Annotated in this window: 16 protein-coding genes; all 16 read left to right on the top strand. The window is 69.8% G+C overall.

Going from position 1 to position 18,108, the window contains the following annotated elements; genetic code table 11:
* Window positions 1–147 precede the first annotated feature (147 nt).
* The 16 genes from HBB12_RS29620 (at window position 148) to HBB12_RS29545 (ending at window position 18,094) form a co-directional block, all read left to right on the top strand.
* A complete protein-coding gene (locus HBB12_RS29620; protein ID WP_236993267.1) occupies window positions 148–1,095 on the top strand; it encodes an AEC family transporter in 948 nt (315 codons plus the stop codon).
* A 123-nt stretch (window positions 1,096–1,218) separates the two neighbouring features.
* Window positions 1,219–1,665, top strand: coding sequence for a peptide-methionine (R)-S-oxide reductase MsrB (gene msrB / locus HBB12_RS29615; protein ID WP_236993266.1), 447 nt, complete (start codon window positions 1,219–1,221; stop codon window positions 1,663–1,665).
* Between the two features lie 674 nt (window positions 1,666–2,339).
* On the top strand, window positions 2,340–5,354 hold the full coding sequence (locus HBB12_RS29610) for a PAS domain S-box protein (protein ID WP_236993265.1): 3,015 nt from the start codon (window positions 2,340–2,342) through the stop codon (window positions 5,352–5,354).
* A gap of 445 nt (window positions 5,355–5,799) precedes the next feature.
* Window positions 5,800–5,958: a DUF3309 family protein gene (locus HBB12_RS29605; protein WP_093567232.1), complete on the top strand. Its 159-nt coding sequence runs from the start codon at window positions 5,800–5,802 to the stop codon at window positions 5,956–5,958.
* Window positions 5,959–6,088: 130 nt separating this feature from the next.
* Window positions 6,089–6,262: a hypothetical protein gene (locus HBB12_RS29600; protein WP_236993264.1), complete on the top strand. Its 174-nt coding sequence runs from the start codon at window positions 6,089–6,091 to the stop codon at window positions 6,260–6,262.
* On the top strand, window positions 6,259–6,642 hold the full coding sequence (locus tag HBB12_RS29595; protein WP_236993263.1) for a cell wall-binding protein: 384 nt from the start codon (window positions 6,259–6,261) through the stop codon (window positions 6,640–6,642). Before HBB12_RS29600 ends, HBB12_RS29595 begins: the two co-directional genes overlap by 4 nt.
* Window positions 6,643–6,651: 9 nt before the next feature.
* On the top strand, window positions 6,652–7,602 hold the full coding sequence (locus tag HBB12_RS29590) for a LysR family transcriptional regulator (RefSeq protein WP_236993262.1): 951 nt from the start codon (window positions 6,652–6,654) through the stop codon (window positions 7,600–7,602).
* A gap of 418 nt (window positions 7,603–8,020) precedes the next feature.
* A complete protein-coding gene (relB, locus tag HBB12_RS29585) occupies window positions 8,021–8,353 on the top strand; it encodes a type II toxin-antitoxin system RelB family anti-toxin (protein WP_236993261.1) in 333 nt (110 codons plus the stop codon).
* Window positions 8,354–8,545: 192 nt separating this feature from the next.
* The gene (locus tag HBB12_RS29580) at window positions 8,546–9,643 is read left to right on the top strand and encodes an ABC transporter ATP-binding protein (protein ID WP_442919392.1); all 1,098 of its coding nucleotides are present in this window, start codon (window positions 8,546–8,548) and stop codon (window positions 9,641–9,643) included.
* A 37-nt stretch (window positions 9,644–9,680) separates the two neighbouring features.
* Window positions 9,681–10,415, top strand: a complete 735-nt coding sequence (locus tag HBB12_RS29575) for an HAD-IA family hydrolase (protein WP_236993259.1) — start codon at window positions 9,681–9,683, stop codon at window positions 10,413–10,415.
* Between the two features lie 2 nt (window positions 10,416–10,417).
* Complete coding sequence (locus tag HBB12_RS29570) at window positions 10,418–11,719, top strand: NAD(P)/FAD-dependent oxidoreductase (RefSeq protein WP_236993258.1); 1,302 nt, start codon at window positions 10,418–10,420, stop codon at window positions 11,717–11,719.
* A 31-nt stretch (window positions 11,720–11,750) separates the two neighbouring features.
* Entirely contained in the window at window positions 11,751–12,791 is a 1,041-nt protein-coding gene (locus tag HBB12_RS29565; RefSeq protein WP_236993257.1) for an ABC transporter substrate-binding protein, read from the top strand.
* Between the two features lie 503 nt (window positions 12,792–13,294).
* Window positions 13,295–14,164, top strand: a complete 870-nt coding sequence (locus tag HBB12_RS29560) for an ABC transporter permease (protein WP_236993256.1) — start codon at window positions 13,295–13,297, stop codon at window positions 14,162–14,164.
* Window positions 14,164–14,958, top strand: coding sequence for an ABC transporter permease (locus HBB12_RS29555; protein ID WP_236993255.1), 795 nt, complete (start codon window positions 14,164–14,166; stop codon window positions 14,956–14,958). The genes HBB12_RS29560 and HBB12_RS29555 overlap by 1 nt, the downstream gene beginning before the upstream one ends.
* Window positions 14,955–16,667 carry a GMC family oxidoreductase gene (locus HBB12_RS29550; protein ID WP_236993254.1) on the top strand — a complete coding sequence of 571 codons (1,713 nt, stop codon included), beginning with the start codon at window positions 14,955–14,957 and terminating at the stop codon, window positions 16,665–16,667. Before HBB12_RS29555 ends, HBB12_RS29550 begins: the two co-directional genes overlap by 4 nt.
* Before the next feature lie 644 nt (window positions 16,668–17,311).
* Window positions 17,312–18,094 (top strand): transporter substrate-binding domain-containing protein, encoded by a 783-nt coding sequence (locus HBB12_RS29545; protein WP_442919401.1) that lies wholly within the window; start codon window positions 17,312–17,314, stop codon window positions 18,092–18,094.
* Window positions 18,095–18,108 lie beyond the last annotated feature (14 nt).

The following is an 18,108-nucleotide window of genomic DNA, read 5'->3' as shown; positions in this document are numbered from 1 at the left end:
GCTCCGCGCCCTGCCCCCGGTTCCCGTCCCGGGCGACATTGAGGGCCCGCGGGCGTTGCCGGGATCGTCGCCGGCATGCGACAGCCCGCATTCTCCGCTTGCCGGCCACGTCGCAGCACTCGCCTCCCCAGACCGGACCCCGACAGCATGTCGAACCTCGCGACGATCGCGTCGACGCTCGTCACCGTAATCCTTCCCGTCTTCGGCCTGATCGTGATCGGGCGCCTGATCGTCCGTTTCGGGATCGTCGACCGAAGCGAGACCAGGGGCCTGACCGGCCTGATCTTCTGGATCCTGCTGCCTTCGCTGCTGTTCCTGTCGATCGTCGGTGCCAGGACGGCGCCGCGCCTCGACGTGATCGCCGTCTACTTCTCGGTGGCGCTGCCGGTCTTCGCCCTGTCGGTCCTCCTCGGCCTCGCGCTCTTGCGCATGACGATCGCCCAGGCGGCGGTGTTCGGGCTGAACGGGGCGTTCGGCAATACCGTCCTGCTCGGCATCCCGATCGTCGGGGCGGTCTGGGGCGGCGCGGGGCTCGCCATCCTGCTGTCGATCATCGCCGCCCACTCGCTGCTCCTCTTGCCGGCGGCGACGGTCCTCGTCGAGCTCGACCGGGGCGGGCCGCAGCGGCGTCTCCTCGCCACGGTGCGGGACACGGTCGTCGGCAGCCTGAAGAATCCGATCATCTCGTCGATCCTGGCGGCCTCCGTCTGGAACGGGACCGGCCTCCCCGTCCCGGAGGCGCCCCGGCGGATGCTGGAACTCCTCGCCGGCGCGGCGCCGGCCCTCGCGCTGATCAGCCTCGGCGCCTCGCTCCCGGTCCTGCATCGGGGCCATGTCGGCCCGCCCGTCCTGCTCGCCGTCGTGATCAAGCTCGCGGTCATGCCGCTCTGCATGGCCCTGGCGGTGACCGTCGCGGGGATCCCGCAGCCGGCCGCGATCGTCATGGTGGTGACGGCCGCGCTGCCGACGGGCGCGAACGCGTTCCTCCTCGCGCACCGGTCGGGCGCGATGATGGAGGTCTCGGCCGCCACGGTGGTGGTCGCGACGATCGTCTCCGTCGCGACGCTCACCGCGATCGTCTCGGCCGCGTCCTGAACGGGGGCTCGACCTGCCGCATCCGTGCATCCCGCCCGTCACGCCGCGCATGACGGGACGGTCGTCGTCGCGGTGCGCAAGCGCCATATTGCGGTCGAACGAAGACGCCGCGGAGACAGCCGAATGCCGACCTACGAGAAGACCGACGCCGCCATCGCCCGGCTCACCCCCGAGCAATACCGCGTCACGCAGCAGAACGGGACCGAGCGGCCCGGGACCGGGGAGTACCTGGAGAACAAGAAGCCCGGAATCTACGTCGACATCGTGTCGGGCGAGCCGCTCTTCGCCTCCTCCGACAAGTACGAATCCGGCTGCGGCTGGCCGAGCTTCACCAAGCCGATCGAGCCGGCCCATGTCGCGGAGCTGCGCGACACCACCCACGGCATGATCCGGACCGAAGTCCGCTCCAAGCACGGCGACAGCCATCTCGGGCACGTCTTCCCGGACGGTCCCCGGGACCGTGGCGGCCTGCGCTACTGCATCAACTCGGCCTCGTTGCGCTTCGTGCCCCGCGAGCGGATGGAGGACGAGGGCTACGGCGCCTATCTCGACCAGGTCGCGGAACGCTGAAGACGGCCGGCGGACGCGAGGCGGCGGATGGCGGCGGCCTGGAGGTCCTGCGATCCGATCGTGCGGTGAGGGTTTGTTTGCCTTGCGCGATGAAACCGCCGGGACATCGTCCGTTTCATGCCACCGGCCCGAGGTGCCGACGCATCGATTCGATCTCGGTCAAGCCCGAGATCGACGGTGCCGTGGCCCATCTCGGATTGTCGACATCGCACCAAAAGCTTGGCGACGATTCGAGGACGGAGCCAACGGCTGTTTCCAAAGACCGCTGGTCTCATCCGCGACCTTACCTTGGGGTCGTGGGTGAGACGGAACAACGGCGATGGCTCGAACGAGCTCTCGATCCATCGCGGGCATGATGCCTTTGCCGCATCTTGCGGCCGTCCGCCGAGCCCTGAGGAACCGCCACCGCGACAACCTCCTTTCCGCGACGTCCGCTTTGACAGCCGCCTCTCCTTGTGAGACCGCTCAAGCTGCGGATCGCCGGCACGCGCGTGCCGGCTCTCCCGCCGGCCGAGACCGCGACCGAACCCGCCCGCGGCACCCTCGCGTCACCACCGAAATGTCAAAGAGGTGGCGCTCATGGTGCCGTGGCCGTTCGGCGATGGGTCGGACGGGCGGACAGCCACAAGGTCGGCCGGTCGCGCCGCGGGCGCGCGAGGCGGAGACGGAACGTCATGCACGGCAGATCCGATGCCATTCTCTACGTCCCGGCCTTCCTCGCCGACGGCAGCAGGATGAGCGCGCTCATCCGCGGGCACGATTGGAGCGCCTCGCCGCTCGGCGAGCCCGCGACCTGGCCGTGCTCCCTGGCGACGCTCGTCGGCACGATGCTCGCCTCGCACCAGCCGATGTTCCTCGTCTGGGGGAGCGGGCGGACGCTCCTCTACGCCGGCATCCTCGGGGACAGGCATCCGGCGGCCCTCGGGCGCGACTATCTCGAGGTCTGGTCCGACATCAGGGCCGGTCTCGAACCCCTGGTGAACGAGGCCGCGTCCGGCCGCCCGGTCCATACGGACGCCGCCATGCACACCCTGGAGCGGGACGACGAGCACGAGGCGGCGCGGTTCTCCCTCTTCTTCGCGCCGGTCCGCGATGCGGCCGGGCGGGTCGAGGGTCTCTCCGGCGCCTGCCCGGCGATCCCGGGCCATTCCCCCGCGGTCACGGGCGGGACGCGGAGGGAGGTCCACGACAACGAGGAGCGGCAATCCTTCCTGCTCGACCTCAGCGACGCGCTGCGGCCGCTGACCGCGCCGACGGACATCGCCGAGGTCGCGGCCCGCCGTCTCGGCGAGCGGGTCGGGGCCACCCGGGTCTTCTACGCCGAGATCGCCGGCAGCCTGATGACGGTCGAGCGGGACTATACGAAGGGCGTCGTATCGCTCGTCGGGACGCACTCGCTGGCGGATTTCGGCCCGGACCTGCTGGCGGCCTACCGCCACAACGCGGTCGTCGCGGTCGGCGACATCGCCGCGGACCCGCGGTTCGGCGAGGAGGCGAGAGCCGGCCTAACGTCGCGCCAGGTCGCCGCCTATGTCGACGTCATCCTGTTCCGGGAAGAGCGGTGGGTGGGGCTCTGGGCCGTGCAGAGCGCGACCCCGCGCGCCTGGACCCAGGCCGAGGAAAACCTGATCCGGGAGGTCGGAGAGCGGGTCAAGGCGGCGATCGAGCGCGGCCGGGCCGAGACGGCCCTGAGCGAGAGCGAGGAGCGCCTGGCGGCGATCTTCAACGGTGCCTCCGTCGGCCTGTCCGAGGTCAGCGCCGAGGGCCGCTTCCTGCGGGTGAACACCGAACTCTGCCGCATCCTCGGACGATCCGCCGACGACCTGCTGGGGCTCGACTTCACCGCCGTCACCGACCCGGACGACCTGTCGCCGAGCCTGGCGGCGGTCGCGGAGACGATCGGGACGGGACGCAGCACCTCCCTCGACAAGCGCTACCGGCGCCCGGACGGCACCGCGATCTGGGCCAATACCAGCATCCGGCGCCTCGACGACGCGGAGGGCCGCTTCAAGAACTTCCTGGTCGTGACGGTCGATCTGAGCCGGCGCAAGGAGACCGAGCACCGCCTGGCCGAGAGCGAGCGCCGCCTACAGGAACTCAACGAGACCCTGGAACAGCAGGTCTCCGAGCGGACGGCGGAACGCAACCTGCTGGCCACCATCGTCGAGCGCACCGACATCATGGTGATGGCGGCCGACCTCGACTACACCATCCTCGCCATCAACAAGGCCAATGCCGACGAGTTCGAGCGCATCTACGGCGTGAGACCGAGAGTCGGCGACAACATGCTCGCCCTGCTGGCCGACCAGCCCGAGCATCAGGCCCAGGTACGGGCCGGCTGGGGCCGGGGCTTGGCCGGCGAGGAGATCACCGTGGTCGAGGAATACGGCGATCCCCGCCGCGCCCGCGCCGCCTACCAGATCAGCTTCCGCACCTTACGCGACGCGACCGGCGCGCGCACCGGCTGCTACCAGTTCGTCATGGACGTGACCGACCGGCTGCGCGGCCAGGCCGAGCTCGCCCAGGCCCAGGAGGCCCTGCGCCAGTCGCAGAAGCTCGAAGCTGTGGGGCAGCTCACCGGCGGGGTGGCGCACGACTTCAACAACCTGCTCACCATCATCCGTTCCTCGGTCGACTTCCTGCGCCGGCCCGACCTGCCGGAGGCACGCAAGCGCCGCTACCTCGAAGCGGTCTCCGACACCGTCGAGCGGGCCGCCAAGCTCACCGGCCAGCTGCTGGCCTTCGCCCGGCGCCAGGCCCTCAAGCCGGAGGTCTTCGATGTCGGCCAGAAGGTGCGGGGCATCGCCGACATGCTCGATACGCTCACCGGCGCGCGGGTGCGCGTCGTCACCGAGGTGCCGGGCGCGCCCTGCCTGATCCGGGCGGATCTGAGCCAGTTCGAGACCGCGCTCGTCAACATGGCGATCAATGCCCGCGACGCGATGGACGGCGAGGGCACGCTGACCCTGCGGGTGTCCTGCGGTTCGGCTCTGCCCCCGATCCGCGGCCATGCCGGATCGCACAAGCCGTTCGCCGCCGTGGCGCTGACCGATACCGGCACGGGCATCCCGCCCGATGAGATCGGCCGGATCTTCGAGCCGTTCTTCACCACGAAGGAGATCGGCAAGGGCACGGGGCTGGGTCTGTCCCAGGTCTTCGGCTTCGCCAAGCAATCGGGCGGCGACGTCGACGTGCGCAGCACCCCCGGGCGGGGGACCACCTTCACGCTCTACCTGCCGGAAGTGGTCTCCGAGGACCGGGCGACCGGCGACCGTCCTGCGCAGGAGGACGGCCTAGCCCCCCTCGGCACCGGCCAGCGGATCCTCGTGGTCGAGGACAATGTCGGCGTCGGCCAGTTCGCGACCCAGATCCTGGAGGATCTCGGCTACCGGCCGGTCTGGGCCGCCAATGCCGAGGAGGCGCTGGAGGAAATCGGCCGCGGGGTGAGCCGGTTCGATCTGGTGTTCTCCGACGTCGTGATGCCGGGCATGGGCGGCGTCGCCCTGGCGCAGGAGTTGCGGAACCGCTCGCCGCACCTGCCCGTGGTGCTGACCTCGGGCTACAGCCACGTCCTCGCCCGATCGGATGCCCACGGCTTCGAGCTCTTGCACAAGCCCTATTCGGCCGAGCAGCTCGGCCGCATCCTGCACCAGATGCTCGGCCTGCGGGCGAAGGTCGGGGCGATCTAGAGCACGGCCCGATCACATTGCAGCACGATACAAGACACGGATCGAGGCACGCAGAAGCCAAGTCTTGGCTCAAGATTTCCCACTCGCGACCTCATCCTGAGGTGTTGGTCGATCGAAGATCGACTGACCTCGAAGGAGGGATCCAGATAGACCTGAAGCTCCTGGAGCCCTCCTACGAGGCTCGCTTCGCTCACACCTCAGGATGAGGTCACGAGTGGGACCGGCGCCGCCGATGAACCGCCCTGCCGTGTCTCGTGATCCGCCGGGCGAGCCGGCCAGCGATCGGCGTAGCGCCCCGTCGGGCCGCCGATTCCCCCCTCTCAATCCGAACGACGGCGTGCCCGGGCAGCGTCATCGACCGATAAAGACCGCCGGCCCCATGGAACGAAAAGCACCCCGACGGCATTTCTCCGGTCAGCCAGCTTGGCCGTAAGGACTGCCACCTATGACTCTTCTGATCATCCTCATCCTGCTCATCCTGCTCTTCGGTGGCGGCGGCAGCTTCTACGGCGGTGGTCGGTACCGCACCGGCGGTCTCGGCATCGGCGGCATCCTGCTGATCATCCTGGTCGTGCTCCTGCTCACCGGCCGCATCACCATCTGATCCGCCTCGGCCCGGCCATCCGCCGTCGCCCGAACACCTGCGGCGGGTGGTCCTGTCCTGCGGCGGAGCGCCGGGCGCATCGCCCCTGGCCCGAGTCCGCCCTATCTGCCGCTCTCGGAAGGAGACGCCCATGCCTGACGAGAAGCCCGGGGCCGAGGACGACCGGGAGACCAAGCGCGACGCTGGACAAACGCAGCCGCGGAGCGACGATCGCCTCGTCGACGGCCGCCTCGATCCGGACGCGCAATCGCCCGACGACGAGCGCGCCAAGCCCTTCGACCCGAAGGAGAACGACCCGGCTTGACCGGGGGCGGCGCCGGGCCGATGCCTCTTCGCGCCCGCTACGAGGCGGCCGTGGCCGACTTGCGCGAGCGCGTGGCCGCCTTGCGCCGCGACGGCCTGCCGGCCGAAGCCATCGCGCGCGCGGTGCATGCCGAGCGCCTGCGCCTGGCGGCCCACTTCAAGGCCCTGACGCCGGAGCCCTACCGCACCCGCATCGTCGAGCGGACGGTCCGGGTCTACGGCAACGCACTCGGCCCCTCGATCGACTTCCTGAGGGTGCGGGGCAAGTCGTGGGAGGCCATCATCGAGAGCGCGACGCGGCCGGGGCCGCCGGTCGGCCTCGACCCCGAGCCGGGGGATGCCGCGGCCGGGCCGGCCCCGGCGCGTGACAGCGAGGCCTGAGGTGCGACTATGAACCCGCTCCGCCGCATGCTGCCCTCCAACCACGCCCTGTTCGTGTTCGAGGCCGTGGCGCGCAACCTGAGCTTCACACGGGCGGCGGCCGAGCTGAACGTGACGCAGCCGGCGGTCAGCAAGGCGATGGCGCAGCTCGAACGCCATCTCGGCGTGCGCCTGATCGACCGCTCGGGCGAAGGCATCGCGCTCACCGAGGACGGTGCGATCCTGCATCGCCGGGTGGCGAAGGGCTTCCGGGGCATCGAGGCGGCGCTCCGCGAGATCGACATCCGCCGCACCGGCATCGACACGGTGACGCTCTCCCTGTCCTCGGCCTTCACCACCCACTGGCTGATGCCGCGGATCAACACGCTGCAGGAAGCGTTTCCGTCGGTCGATTTCCGCTTCCAGCTGATCCCGGGGGCGCTCGCCGGGCCGGTCGACGACGTCGATCTCGGCATGCGCTTCGTCGAGGGGCCCGACCTCGACCACGAGGCGGTATTCCTGATGAACGAGGTGATGCTGCCGGTCTGCAGCCCGGCCTACCTTGCGGGGCGGGAAGCCGATCCCGACAGCCGCACCACCTTCGTCAACCTCACCGCCACCTCGCCGATGTGGACCGGCGGGGTCGATCCCGGGCCGGACTGGAACGGCTCTCGGGCCTCGCTCAACTTCTCGGATTACGCGGTGGTGCTGCAGGCCGCCCTCCTCGGCCAGGGCGTGGCGCTCGGCTGGGCCAGCGTGGTCTCGCACTGGCTCTCGACCGGCGACCTCGTGCCGGCCGCCTCCCGCCTCACCCGCACGGCGCGGGAATGCCAGCTCATCCACCTGCGCTCTCGGCCCCTGCGCCGCTCGGTCGCCGCCGTGCGCGACTGGATCGTCGCCGAGATGCGTGCCGACGTCGCGAAGGTCGACGGGCTCTATCCGGAACTCGGCTTGAAGCGGGCGTGCTTCGAGAGGGCGTGAGACGAACTCGGAGCCTGTTCGACGTCCTTGATGGAATTTACACCCTCCGGGTCATTCCGGGGCCGCGGAGCGGAGCCCGGAATGACCCGAAAGGTGTCGGCTCCGCAGCATCCAAACGAACGGTCAGATGGCCGAATAAAGTTCATAGCCTGTGTGAGCAGAATTTTCTACAAATTATTTGAGTAAGGCAGGATCGCCTCATCATTCTACCTCATCCTGAGGTGTTAGCCGATTGAAAATCGGCTGACCTCGAAGGAGGGCTCCAGGGATCGCAGAGGCATCTGGAAGCCTCCTTCGAGGTCAGTCGATCTCCGATCGACTGACACCTCAGGATGAGGTGGAAGGATAGGATATCCCATGATCCCTTTCAGCGTTGGTCAGACCGATCCGCTCAAACAGGCGCTCAGGAAAAGAGACGATGACCGCACAGACCGTGGCCGTGCTGGCCGCCGAAGACGATACCGAATCCCAGGCCGATCGCCTGGCCGTCGCCGAGTTCCGCCGGCGGCTCGCCGCGGGGGAGGAGGAGATGATCCCCGTCGAGGTGGTGGACCGCTTGCTGAGCGGCGAGAACCGCGTCCGCGTCTGGCGTGAGCATCGTGGCCTCACCGCGACGGCCCTGGCCGAGAAGGCCGGCATCGCCCAGGCCTTTCTCTCGCAGATCGAGACGGGGCGCCGGGAAGGGACCGTCGAGACGTTGCGCAAGCTGGCCCGAGCCCTCGACCTGACCCTGGACGATCTCGTCGGCTGACCGCCATCGGGGCGCACGGGCGAGCCAGCCAAGCCCCGTGCCTCTTCATTCCAACCCATAACCTGGAGTTATGAGGCAGCGGATTCTTTCGACATTGAACCGGCGCGGCGCTTTTGTGAGCATCCGGTCCATCGGCGGCACCGGACGCGAAGGCGGCACCCCACGATGGCGGCAGCGGGCACGAATTCGGGCGTGAGCGGCGGACCGCTCGCCGGCGGCAGCGTCGGGGTATCGATCCGCAACGCCACCCGGCGCTACGGCGCCTTCACGGCCCTCGACGACGTCTCGCTCGACGTCGCGCCGGGGGAGTTCCTGTCCCTGCTCGGCCCCTCGGGCTCGGGCAAGACCACGTTGCTCGGCATCCTCGGCGGCTTCATCGTGCCCTCCTCCGGCAGCGTGCATTTCGGCGCGGCCGACGTGACGGTGCTGCCGCCGCACAAGCGCGACATCGGCGTGGTGTTCCAGAACTACGCCCTGTTCCCGCACCTGAGCGTCGCCGAGAACGTCGCCTTCCCGCTGCGGGCCCGGCGCGAGCCCAAGGCCTCCTGGGGTCCGCGGGTGGCGGAGGCGCTCGCGATGGTGGAACTCGCCGGCTACGAGGCGAGGGCGATCTCGCAGCTCTCCGGCGGCCAGCGCCAGCGCGTGGCGCTCGCCCGCGCCATCGTCTTCCGGCCGCGGCTGATCCTGATGGACGAGCCGCTCTCGGCCCTCGACAAGCACCTGCGCGAGACGATGCAGATCGAGCTGCGGCGCCTGCACCGGCAGCTCGAAGCCACCATCATCTACGTCACCCACGACCAGCGCGAGGCGCTGACGATGAGCGACCGCATCGCCATCCTGCGCGGCGGGCGGCTTGCCCAGGTCGACACGCCCGAGCGCCTGCACGACCGGCCGATGAGCGCCTTCGTGGCGAGCTTCATCGGCGAATCGACCCTGGTTCCGGTGACCCGCGCGGGGTCCGACGCCGTCGCGCTCGGGCCCACCCCCCTGCGCAGCGCCCGGCCGCTGCCGGCGGGCGAGGCCCTGCTGCTGGCGATCCAGACCGAGAAGCTGATCGTGGCGGGCGACACGGCCCCCGAGGGCTACAACCGCCTGACGGGCCGCGTCACCGACGTCGTCTACCAGGGCGAGAGCCTGCGGGTGTTCGTCGCCCTCGATGGCGGGCCCGAGATCTCCCTGCGCCAGCCGGCCCACCATGCCGGACGCCTCGCGATCCCCGCCCCCGGCGGCGCGATCACCGCCCTCCTCCATCCCCAGGACACGATCGTCGTCCCGGCGGAATCCGCCTGACCCCCTCCCCTCCTCGCCTTACGAAAAGGACGACCCCATGCCCGCCCCCTCCCTCGATACCTTCAAGGTCCTCACCTTCGACGTCGTCGGCACCCTGATCGACTTCGAGAAGGGCATCCTCGACCATCTGCGCGCGGTGTCCGGCCGCAGTCCGGCGGAGTTGAGCGACGCGACGATCTTCGCCTCCTACCTCAAGGGCCGCGAGCTGAACTACGAGCGGTCGAGCGAGGTCTTCGCCGACGTCTACCGCCACGTCGCCAAGGAACTCGGCTTCCCGAACTCGGACGCCGATGCCGACGCCTTCCAGCTCTCGGTGCTGCGCTGGCCGGCCTTCTCGGATTCGGTCGCGGCCCTGAAGCGCCTGCGCAAGCATTACCGCCTCGTCGCGATGACCAATGCCGACCGCTCGGCCTTCTCGTTCTATTCCCACACCCTCGGCGGCCCGTTCCACGACAGCGTCACCTACGACGAGGCCGGGGTCGCCAAGCCCAATCCGCAATTCTTCGCTTTCAACCGCGGCCGCCAATCGGCCTTCGGCTACAAGCAGAGCGACATGCTCCACGTCGCCCAGAGCCAGTACCACGACATCGGCATCGCCCGGGACCTCGGCTACACCGTCTGCTGGATCGAGCGCCGCCAGGGCCTCGAAGGATTCGGCGGCACGCCCGAGCCCGAGCGGCTGACCACGCCCGACTATCACTTCCCGACGCTCGAAAAGCTCGCCGACGCCGCCGATGCGGCCTTCGCCGCCGCCGCCCGGCAGGCGGCCTGACGATGACGGCCTTCCCGAAGCCTCCGGCCGCCTCGCTCTGGGCCGCCGGCGCCGTGCCGGCCGGGCGCTTCGGGCCGCTCGACGGCGACGTCCAGGCGGATGTCGCGGTCGTCGGCGGCGGCTATACCGGCCTCTCGGCGGCCCTGGCTTTGGCCGCGCGCGGCGAGCGGGCGGTGGTGCTGGAGGCCAACGCGATCGGTTGGGGCGCCAGCGGGCGAAACGGCGGCGTCGTCTCGGCGAAGTACCGCCCGTCGTTCCAGGCGATCGCGGCCCGGCACGGGCTTGCCGTCGCCAAGCGCATGCACGCGATCGCGTACGACTCGGTCGAGACCCTGGAGCGGCTGATCGCCGAGCACGGCATCACGGAAGCCAACTACGCCCGGGTCGGCCAGCTCAAATGCGCCCACACGCCCGCCACCCTGGCGGCGACGGTCGCCGACAGCGAGTGGATGCGCCGGGAGATGGGCGACGGCTCCGTCTCCGTCCTGTCCCGCGAGGCGGTGGCGGCGGAGACCGGGTCGCAGGATTTCGTCGGCGGCGTGCTCTCGACGAAGGCCGGGGGGCTGCACCCGCTCAACTACGCAAGCGGCCTCGCCCGGGCGGTCGCCGACCGGGGCATCGCGATCCACGAGGCGAGCCCGGCGACCCGCTTCCACCGCGAGGCCGGCGGCATAAGGGTCGAGACGCCGGGCGGCTCGGTGCGGGCGCGCCAGGTGATCGTGGCGACGAACGGCTACACCGATCTCACCGGGGCGGGCGCGTCCTTGCGCACCCGCCTGATCCCGTTCCGCAGCGCGATCCTCGCCACCGAGCCCTTGTCCGACAACCTGCGCGCCGCGATCCTGCCGAGCCGGCGGATCTATGTCGAGACGCGGCGGATGATGCGCTGGTTCCGCATGGTCGATGGCCGGATGGTGTTCGGCGGCCGCGGCGCCTTCGGGCGCTCCGATTCCGAGGCCGCCTTCGCGACCTTGCGGCAGGCGATGGTGCGCACCTTCCCGGCGCTCGCCGATACAGCCATCGCCTATCGCTGGTCGGGCCTCGTCGGGATGACCCTCGACGCCCTGCCGCATGTCGGCCGGCTCGACGACCGGGTCAGCTTCGCCATGGGCTACAACGGGGCCGGGGTCGCGATGTCGAGCCACCTGGGAGGCCTCGCCGCCGCCTTCGCCCTCGGCGAGAGCCCGGACGTGGCGCTGCTCGGCGCCCGCGGCTTCCAGCCCGTCCCGTTCTACGGCTTGCGCGAGCCGGTGATCCGGCTCGTCGCCGGCTGGTACCAGTTCCTGGATTCGATCGGCCGTTAGGGTACGGCCTCAACATAGAGGGGAAGTCGAGATGGCGTCGCTGATTCGAACCACCGTCCTGGCCTGCCTCCTCGGCACGGCCGCCCCGGCGCTCGCCGCCGAGCAGATCACCTTCGTGTCGCAGGGCGGCGCCTACCAGCAGGCCCAGACGGTGGCGATCCTCGATCCGGCCGCCAAGGCGCTCGGCATCACCATCAACCAGGACAGTGCCCCCGATGCCTGGCCGGTGATCCGCACCCAAGGCGCGACCGGCAAGCCGACCTGGGACGTGGTCGACACCCCGACCCAGGATTGCGTGCGCGGCGGCAAGGCCGGGCTGATCGAGAAGCTCGACTTCTCGAAGATCCCGAACGCCGCCGCGATCCCGGCCCTGTACAAGACCGACTATTCGGTGCCCTACGAGTTCTATTCGAGCGTTCTTGCCTACAACAAATCCAAGTACGGCAAGAACCCGCCGCAGAGCTGGGCCGATTTCTGGGACGTGAAGAAGTTTCCGGGCGCCCGCGCCTTGCGCAACCACCCGCTGGCGACCTTGGAGGCCGCCTTGATGGCCGACGGCGTGGCGCCCGACAAGCTCTACCCCCTCGACGTCGACCGGGCCTTCCGCAAGCTCGAACAGATCAAGCCGCACATCGCGGTCTGGTGGACCTCCGGCGGCCAGTCGGCGCTCTTGCTCCAGGGCGGCGAGGTCGACATGGAGATGATCTGGAACGGCCGCGCCGCCGCGGTGATGGAGGCCGGCGCGGATGCCGATTTCAGCTTCAACCAGGGCATCCTGCAGAACACCTCGCTCTGCATCCTGAAGAACGCCCCGAACCTCGCCACCGCGGTGAAGTTCGTCAACCAGGCGATCGACCCGAAGCTCCAGGCCAACCTGCCGCTCAACATCCCCTACGGCCCGGGCAACCCGGCGGCCTTCGACACCGGCATCATCCCGGCCGCGCTGGCCGCCAAGCTGCCGAGCGCGCCGGACAACGCCAGGAAGCAGGCGGTGCTCTCGGCCGAGTGGTGGACCTCGGAAGCCGGCGAGGCGGCGCTCAAGCGCTGGGCGGATTTCGTGCAGAAGAAGTAGGGCGCGCGCCGCCTTCCTGAACCCTCCCCCCTCTGCGGGGGAGGGTGGCCCCCGGAGGGGGCCGGGAGAGGGGACGCCGCTTCCGGAAGTCACTGAACCGGTCTGACGGGCGCCCTCTGGATCAGCGTCGCGCTGCCCCTCTCCCGGCCCCTGCTGACGCAGGGACCACCCTCCCCCGCAGAGGCTAGCGGATTCACACTTCTCCTCAGAGAGCTAACCCCCTGTAAAGGTGCGCGCTTTCCCCTCCCCCTTGTGGGGAGGGGTTATGGGGATCGAAGATCCCGCGTGGGGGTGGTGCAGGAGGCACCGCTGAGTCTCCTCCGGCACCACCCCCACCTCCAACTCCTCCCCACAAGGGGGAGGAGAGGCGCGCTACCTTTGAGGGAAAAGCGCTCAAACCGAGATGTGTGAACATGCTAGCCCGCAGAGGGGGGAGGGTTCGCGGTGGCGACGTTCCGCCCTTTCCGTGACCCAGCCGAGTCCATGCCTTCGGACACCCCGCCATGACCTCATCCAGCCCCGCCCTGCGGCGGCATGAGCGGCGCGAGCAACTCCTCGTCCTCGCGCTGCTCAGCCCCGCCCTCGCCGTGGTCACGGCGCTCCTCGTGGTGCCGCTCGCCTGGCTCGCCGTGCAGTCGGTCACCGCCGACGGAGCCTTCACCCTCGAGCATTACCGGCGCTTCCTCACCGAGGACATCTACTGGCGCAGCTTCCTGCTCACCTTCCGCATCGCGCTCACCGTCACGGTGCTGGCAGTTCTTCTCGGCTATCCCGTGGCGTTCGCGGCGGCGACCCTGCCGCGGCGCTGGAGCGTCGTGGTGCTCGGCCTGGTGATCCTGCCGTTCTGGACCAGCGTGCTGGTGCGCGCCTATGCTTGGATGGTGCTCTTGCAGCGCCGGGGCCTCGTGAACGGCATGCTCCAGGGGCTCGGCCTCACCGACCAGCCGATCGCGCTCATCAACAACGAGTTCGGCACGGTGCTGGCCACCCTGCACATCCTGCTGCCCTTCATGGTGCTGCCGCTCTACGCCACGATGCAGCGCATCCCCCGCGACCTGATGCTGGCCGGCGCCAGCCTCGGCGGCGGTCCGCTCCACGTCTTCCTGCGGGTGTTCCTGCCGCTGTCGATGCCGGGCGTGGTCGCCGGCACGGTGCTGGTCTTCGTGCTGGCGCTCGGCTTCTACATCACGCCGGAGCTGCTCGGCGGCGGGCGCACCTTCATGGTGTCGATGCTGGTGAGCCGCAACGTCGAGCTCTACAACCAGTGGGGCGCGGCGAGCGCCATCGGGGTCGTGCTGCTGGTCTGCGTGGCCGCCCTGTTCTGGCTCGCCTCCCGGGTGGTTCCCCTCGAGCGCATCATGGGAGCCCGCTGATGCCGGCCTCGCTTCTCGCCCGCCTCACGCTCGGCACCGTCGTCGCCCTGGTGCTGCTGTTCCTGGTGGTGCCGATCCTGATCGTGGTGCCGATGTCGTTCTCGAACGCCCGGTTCCTCACCTTCCCGCCGCCCGGCTTCTCGCTGCGCTGGTACGAGGCGTTTTTCGGCAGCCCGGCCTGGATGCAGGCGGCGCGGGTCAGCCTCGGGGTCGCGCTCGCCACCGCTCTCGGCGCGACGCTGATCGGGACGGCGGCGGCCTACGCGCTCAGCATGAGCGGGTCGCGGCTCGCCCGCAGCCTGACGGTGATCCTGCTCCTGCCGCTGGTCGTGCCGATCGTCATCACGGGTATCGGCGTGTTCTTCGTCTTCGCCAAGACCGGGCTGCTCGCCACGCTGCCGGGGCTGGTGCTCGCCAACGTGATGCTGGCCACGCCCTACGTCGTCACCTCGGTGCTGGCGGGCCTGCGCGGCTTCGACCCGGCGCAGGAGATGGTGGCGCGCAGCCTCGGCATGAACCGCCTGCGCGCCTTCCTCAACGTCACCCTGCCGCAGATCCGCCCGAGCGTGGTCTCGGGGGCCCTGTTCGCCTTCATCTCGGCCCTCGACGAGACCGTGGTGGCGATCTTCATCGCCGGCGGCCAGAACCAGACCCTGACGAAGCGGATGTTCACGTCGCTGCGCGACGAGATCGACCCCACCATCGCGGCGATCTCGTCGCTGCTGACCGCCGCCTCGCTGATGGTGGTGGTGCTGGCGAGCCTGAGCGCCCGCAAGTCGTCCACCCGGTCATGACCGCGATCCTGATCCTCGGCGGCGGCTCGGCGGGCTGCGTGCTGGCCGCGCGGCTCTCCGAGGAACCGTCGTTCCGCGTCACCCTGGTGGAGGCGGGCGACGACCTGACCGCGGCGGGAATGCCGCCGGAGATCCGCAGCCGTTATCCCGGCCGGGCCTATCTCGACCCGCGCAACATCTGGCCGGCGCTGAAAGCCCGGATGGGGGCGCCGGCCGGCAACCGGCCAGAAGCACCGCCGCCGCGGCGCTACGAGCAGGCGCGGCGCCTCGGCGGCGGCTCGGCGATCAACGCCATGATGGCCAATCGCGGCGCGCCCGGCGATTACGACGAGTGGGGCGCGCTCGGCGCCGAGGGCTGGTCGTGGGAGACCTGCCTGCCCTATTTCCGCAAGCTCGAATCCGACCGCGATCGCGACGGGGAGCTGCACGGCCGGGACGGGCCGCTGCCGATCCGCCGGGCCAAGCCGGATCAGCTCTCGCCCTTCGTCGCCGCGACGATGCGGGCGCTCCAGGCACAAGGCCATCCGGCCGGGGCCGACCAGAACGGCCCGTGGCGCGACGGGGTCTATGTCGGCACGACCGCGATCTCGGATGAGGGCGAGCGGGTGCCGGTCTCGATCGCCTATCTCACCCCGGCGGTGCGGGCGCGAAAGAATCTCACCGTGCGCACCGGCCTGCTCGCCGAGCGGATCCTGTTCGAGGGACGGCGGGCGGTCGGCGCCGTGGTGGCGCCGCTCGGTGGCGGCCCCTCGGAAACGATGTCCGCCGACCACGTCGTGGTGGCGGCGGGCGCGATCCACAGCCCGGCCCTGCTGATGCGCAGCGGCGTCGGGCCCGGGGCGATGCTGCGCCGGCACGGAGTGGGCGTGATCGCCGACCGGCCGGGCATCGGCCGCAACCTGATGGAGCATCCCTCGATCGCGGTCTCGGCCTACCTGACCCGCGCCGGCCGGGTCCGCGACCGGGGCGAGCATCACGAGCAGGCGATCCTGCGCTATTCCTCGGGCCTGTCCGGCACGCCGGACGGGGACATGCACGGCGCGATCCTGTCGCGGACCGGCTGGCACAGCTTGGGCCACCGGATCGGCGGGATCTTCTTCTGGGTCAACAAGTCGTATTCGCGCGGCGAGGTCACGCTGGGCTCGCCCGACCCGCGGACCGAGCCGCAGGTCGATTTCCGCATGCTGTCCGATCCCCGCGACCTCACCCGGCTGATGGACGCGGTCCGCCTGGGCGCCCGGGCCCTCGGCGATCCCGCCCTGGCGGGTCTCCGCGGCCCGGTCTTCCCGGCGAGCTATTCGCCGCGGGTCGCCCGGGCGGCAGCGCCGAGGCCCTGGCCGGCGGCGCAGCGGGGGGTCCTGTCGGGGCTCCTCGACATCGCCGGCCCGGCTCGCGCCGCGCTGATCCACGGCCTCGTCACGCAAGGCATCACGCTGGAGCGCCTGCTCGGCGACGAGCGGGCGCTCGCCGCCTTCGTCGCCGCCGAGGTCGGCGGCACCTGGCACCCCTCCGGCACCTGCCGCATGGGCGCCGCCGACGACCCGATGAGCGTCTGCGACGGCGCCGGCCGGGTGCGCGGCATCGACCATGTGAGCGTCTGCGACGCCTCCCTGATGCCGACGATCCCCCGGGCCAACACCAACATCCCGACCGTGATGATCGCCGAGCGCATCGCCGACCTGATCCGGCGGGAGGGTGCGGCGGTGTGATACCAATGGCCCAAGATGCTGACGCATCGGGCCATTGACCCATCTCGAATTTTCAATTTCAAGCCAGAGGCTTGGCGAAAATTCGAGAGCGGAACCAAAGGTCGTTTCCAACGACCGTTGGTATGAGCCCGTCTCTCGCACCCACGACCTCATCCTGAGGTGCGAGTGAAACGAGCCTCGAAGGAGGGCTCCAGAGAGCGCCGAGACTTCTGGAGCCCTCCTTCGAGGTCAGTCGATCTTCGATCGCTGACGCCTCAGGATGAGGTCGTGGGTGGGAGAGGACGGTGCCGCAATTGCATCGTCCTGTCGTGTCCCGTGGACCGATAGCGGTCCCGTGATGGGAGACGCACGCCACCGGACGGCCTTGCCCACCGGCACTGCACGAAATTTGACCCCGGACCACACGCGCACCACGCCCTGCCGCCCCGCCCGGCCCGCTCCGTGCGCCGCTCCGAACGGCACGACATGCCTTATTTTTTCCCAGGGCGAAGCGGGCCCACCGATTGACTTGAAGGCCGGAATGACCCTCATATGTCTAATCATAATACCGGCCGGCCCCGTTCAGGCGCGCTGACTTATCCCAGTGGGAGCCCTGCATGAACAAGCGTCTCTTCGTACAGATCACACTTGGGCTCGGCCTGGCGATGACCACGCCGATTCTGGCGCAGGCACAGGACGCGCTGGCACGGGTCAAGACCGAGGGTGTCCTGAAGGTCGGGACCGAGACGGCCTTCGCCCCCTTCGACTTCATCGACGCGACCGGCGAGCATGCAGGCTTCAACGTCGATGCCTTCGCGGAGGTCGGCAAGGAACTCGGCGTCAAGATTAAGTGGGTGGAGCTGCCCTGGGACGGCGTGCTGCCGGCCCTCGAAGCCGGGCAGTTCAACATGGTGGCGGGTCCGGCCACCATCACCAAGGCGCGTATGGAGCGGTACCGTTTCCTGTCACCCGTCGCCGAGGCGACCGTCGCGATCTTGCGGCGCGCGAAGGACGACACGATCAAGACGCCCCAGGACATCGCCGGCAAGACCGTCGGCGCCGGCAAGGCGACGGCGCAGCTCGCCCAGCTGAAGACTTTCGGCGCGACGCTGCCGAAGCCGGTCGAGACGCGCGAATATCCGGGCTTCAACGAGGCCTATGCCGACCTCGCGGCGGGCCGCATCGCCGCCGTGGCGAATTCGCTGCCGAACATCGCCTACGTGGCGTCGAAGCAGCCGGCCGTCTTCGCGGTGGTCAAGCCGCCCTTCGGCCAAAAAAGCTATTTCGGCTATATCGGCACCAAGAAGCCGGACGATCAGCCCCTGCTCGACGCCGTGCAGGCCGCGCTCGTCAAGATCAAGACCGACGGCCGGATGAAGAAGCTGCAGGAGAAGTGGTTCGGCACCGCGTTCGACACGCCGGACGTCGCGCCGGAGCCGAGCTTCTGAGTTAAGCCTGCGAG

Origin of the sequence: Methylobacterium sp. SyP6R, from assembly GCF_019216885.1 — a bacterium.
Lineage (GTDB): Bacteria > Pseudomonadota > Alphaproteobacteria > Rhizobiales > Beijerinckiaceae > Methylobacterium.
This window is presented reverse-complemented; position numbering and strand designations above follow the sequence as displayed.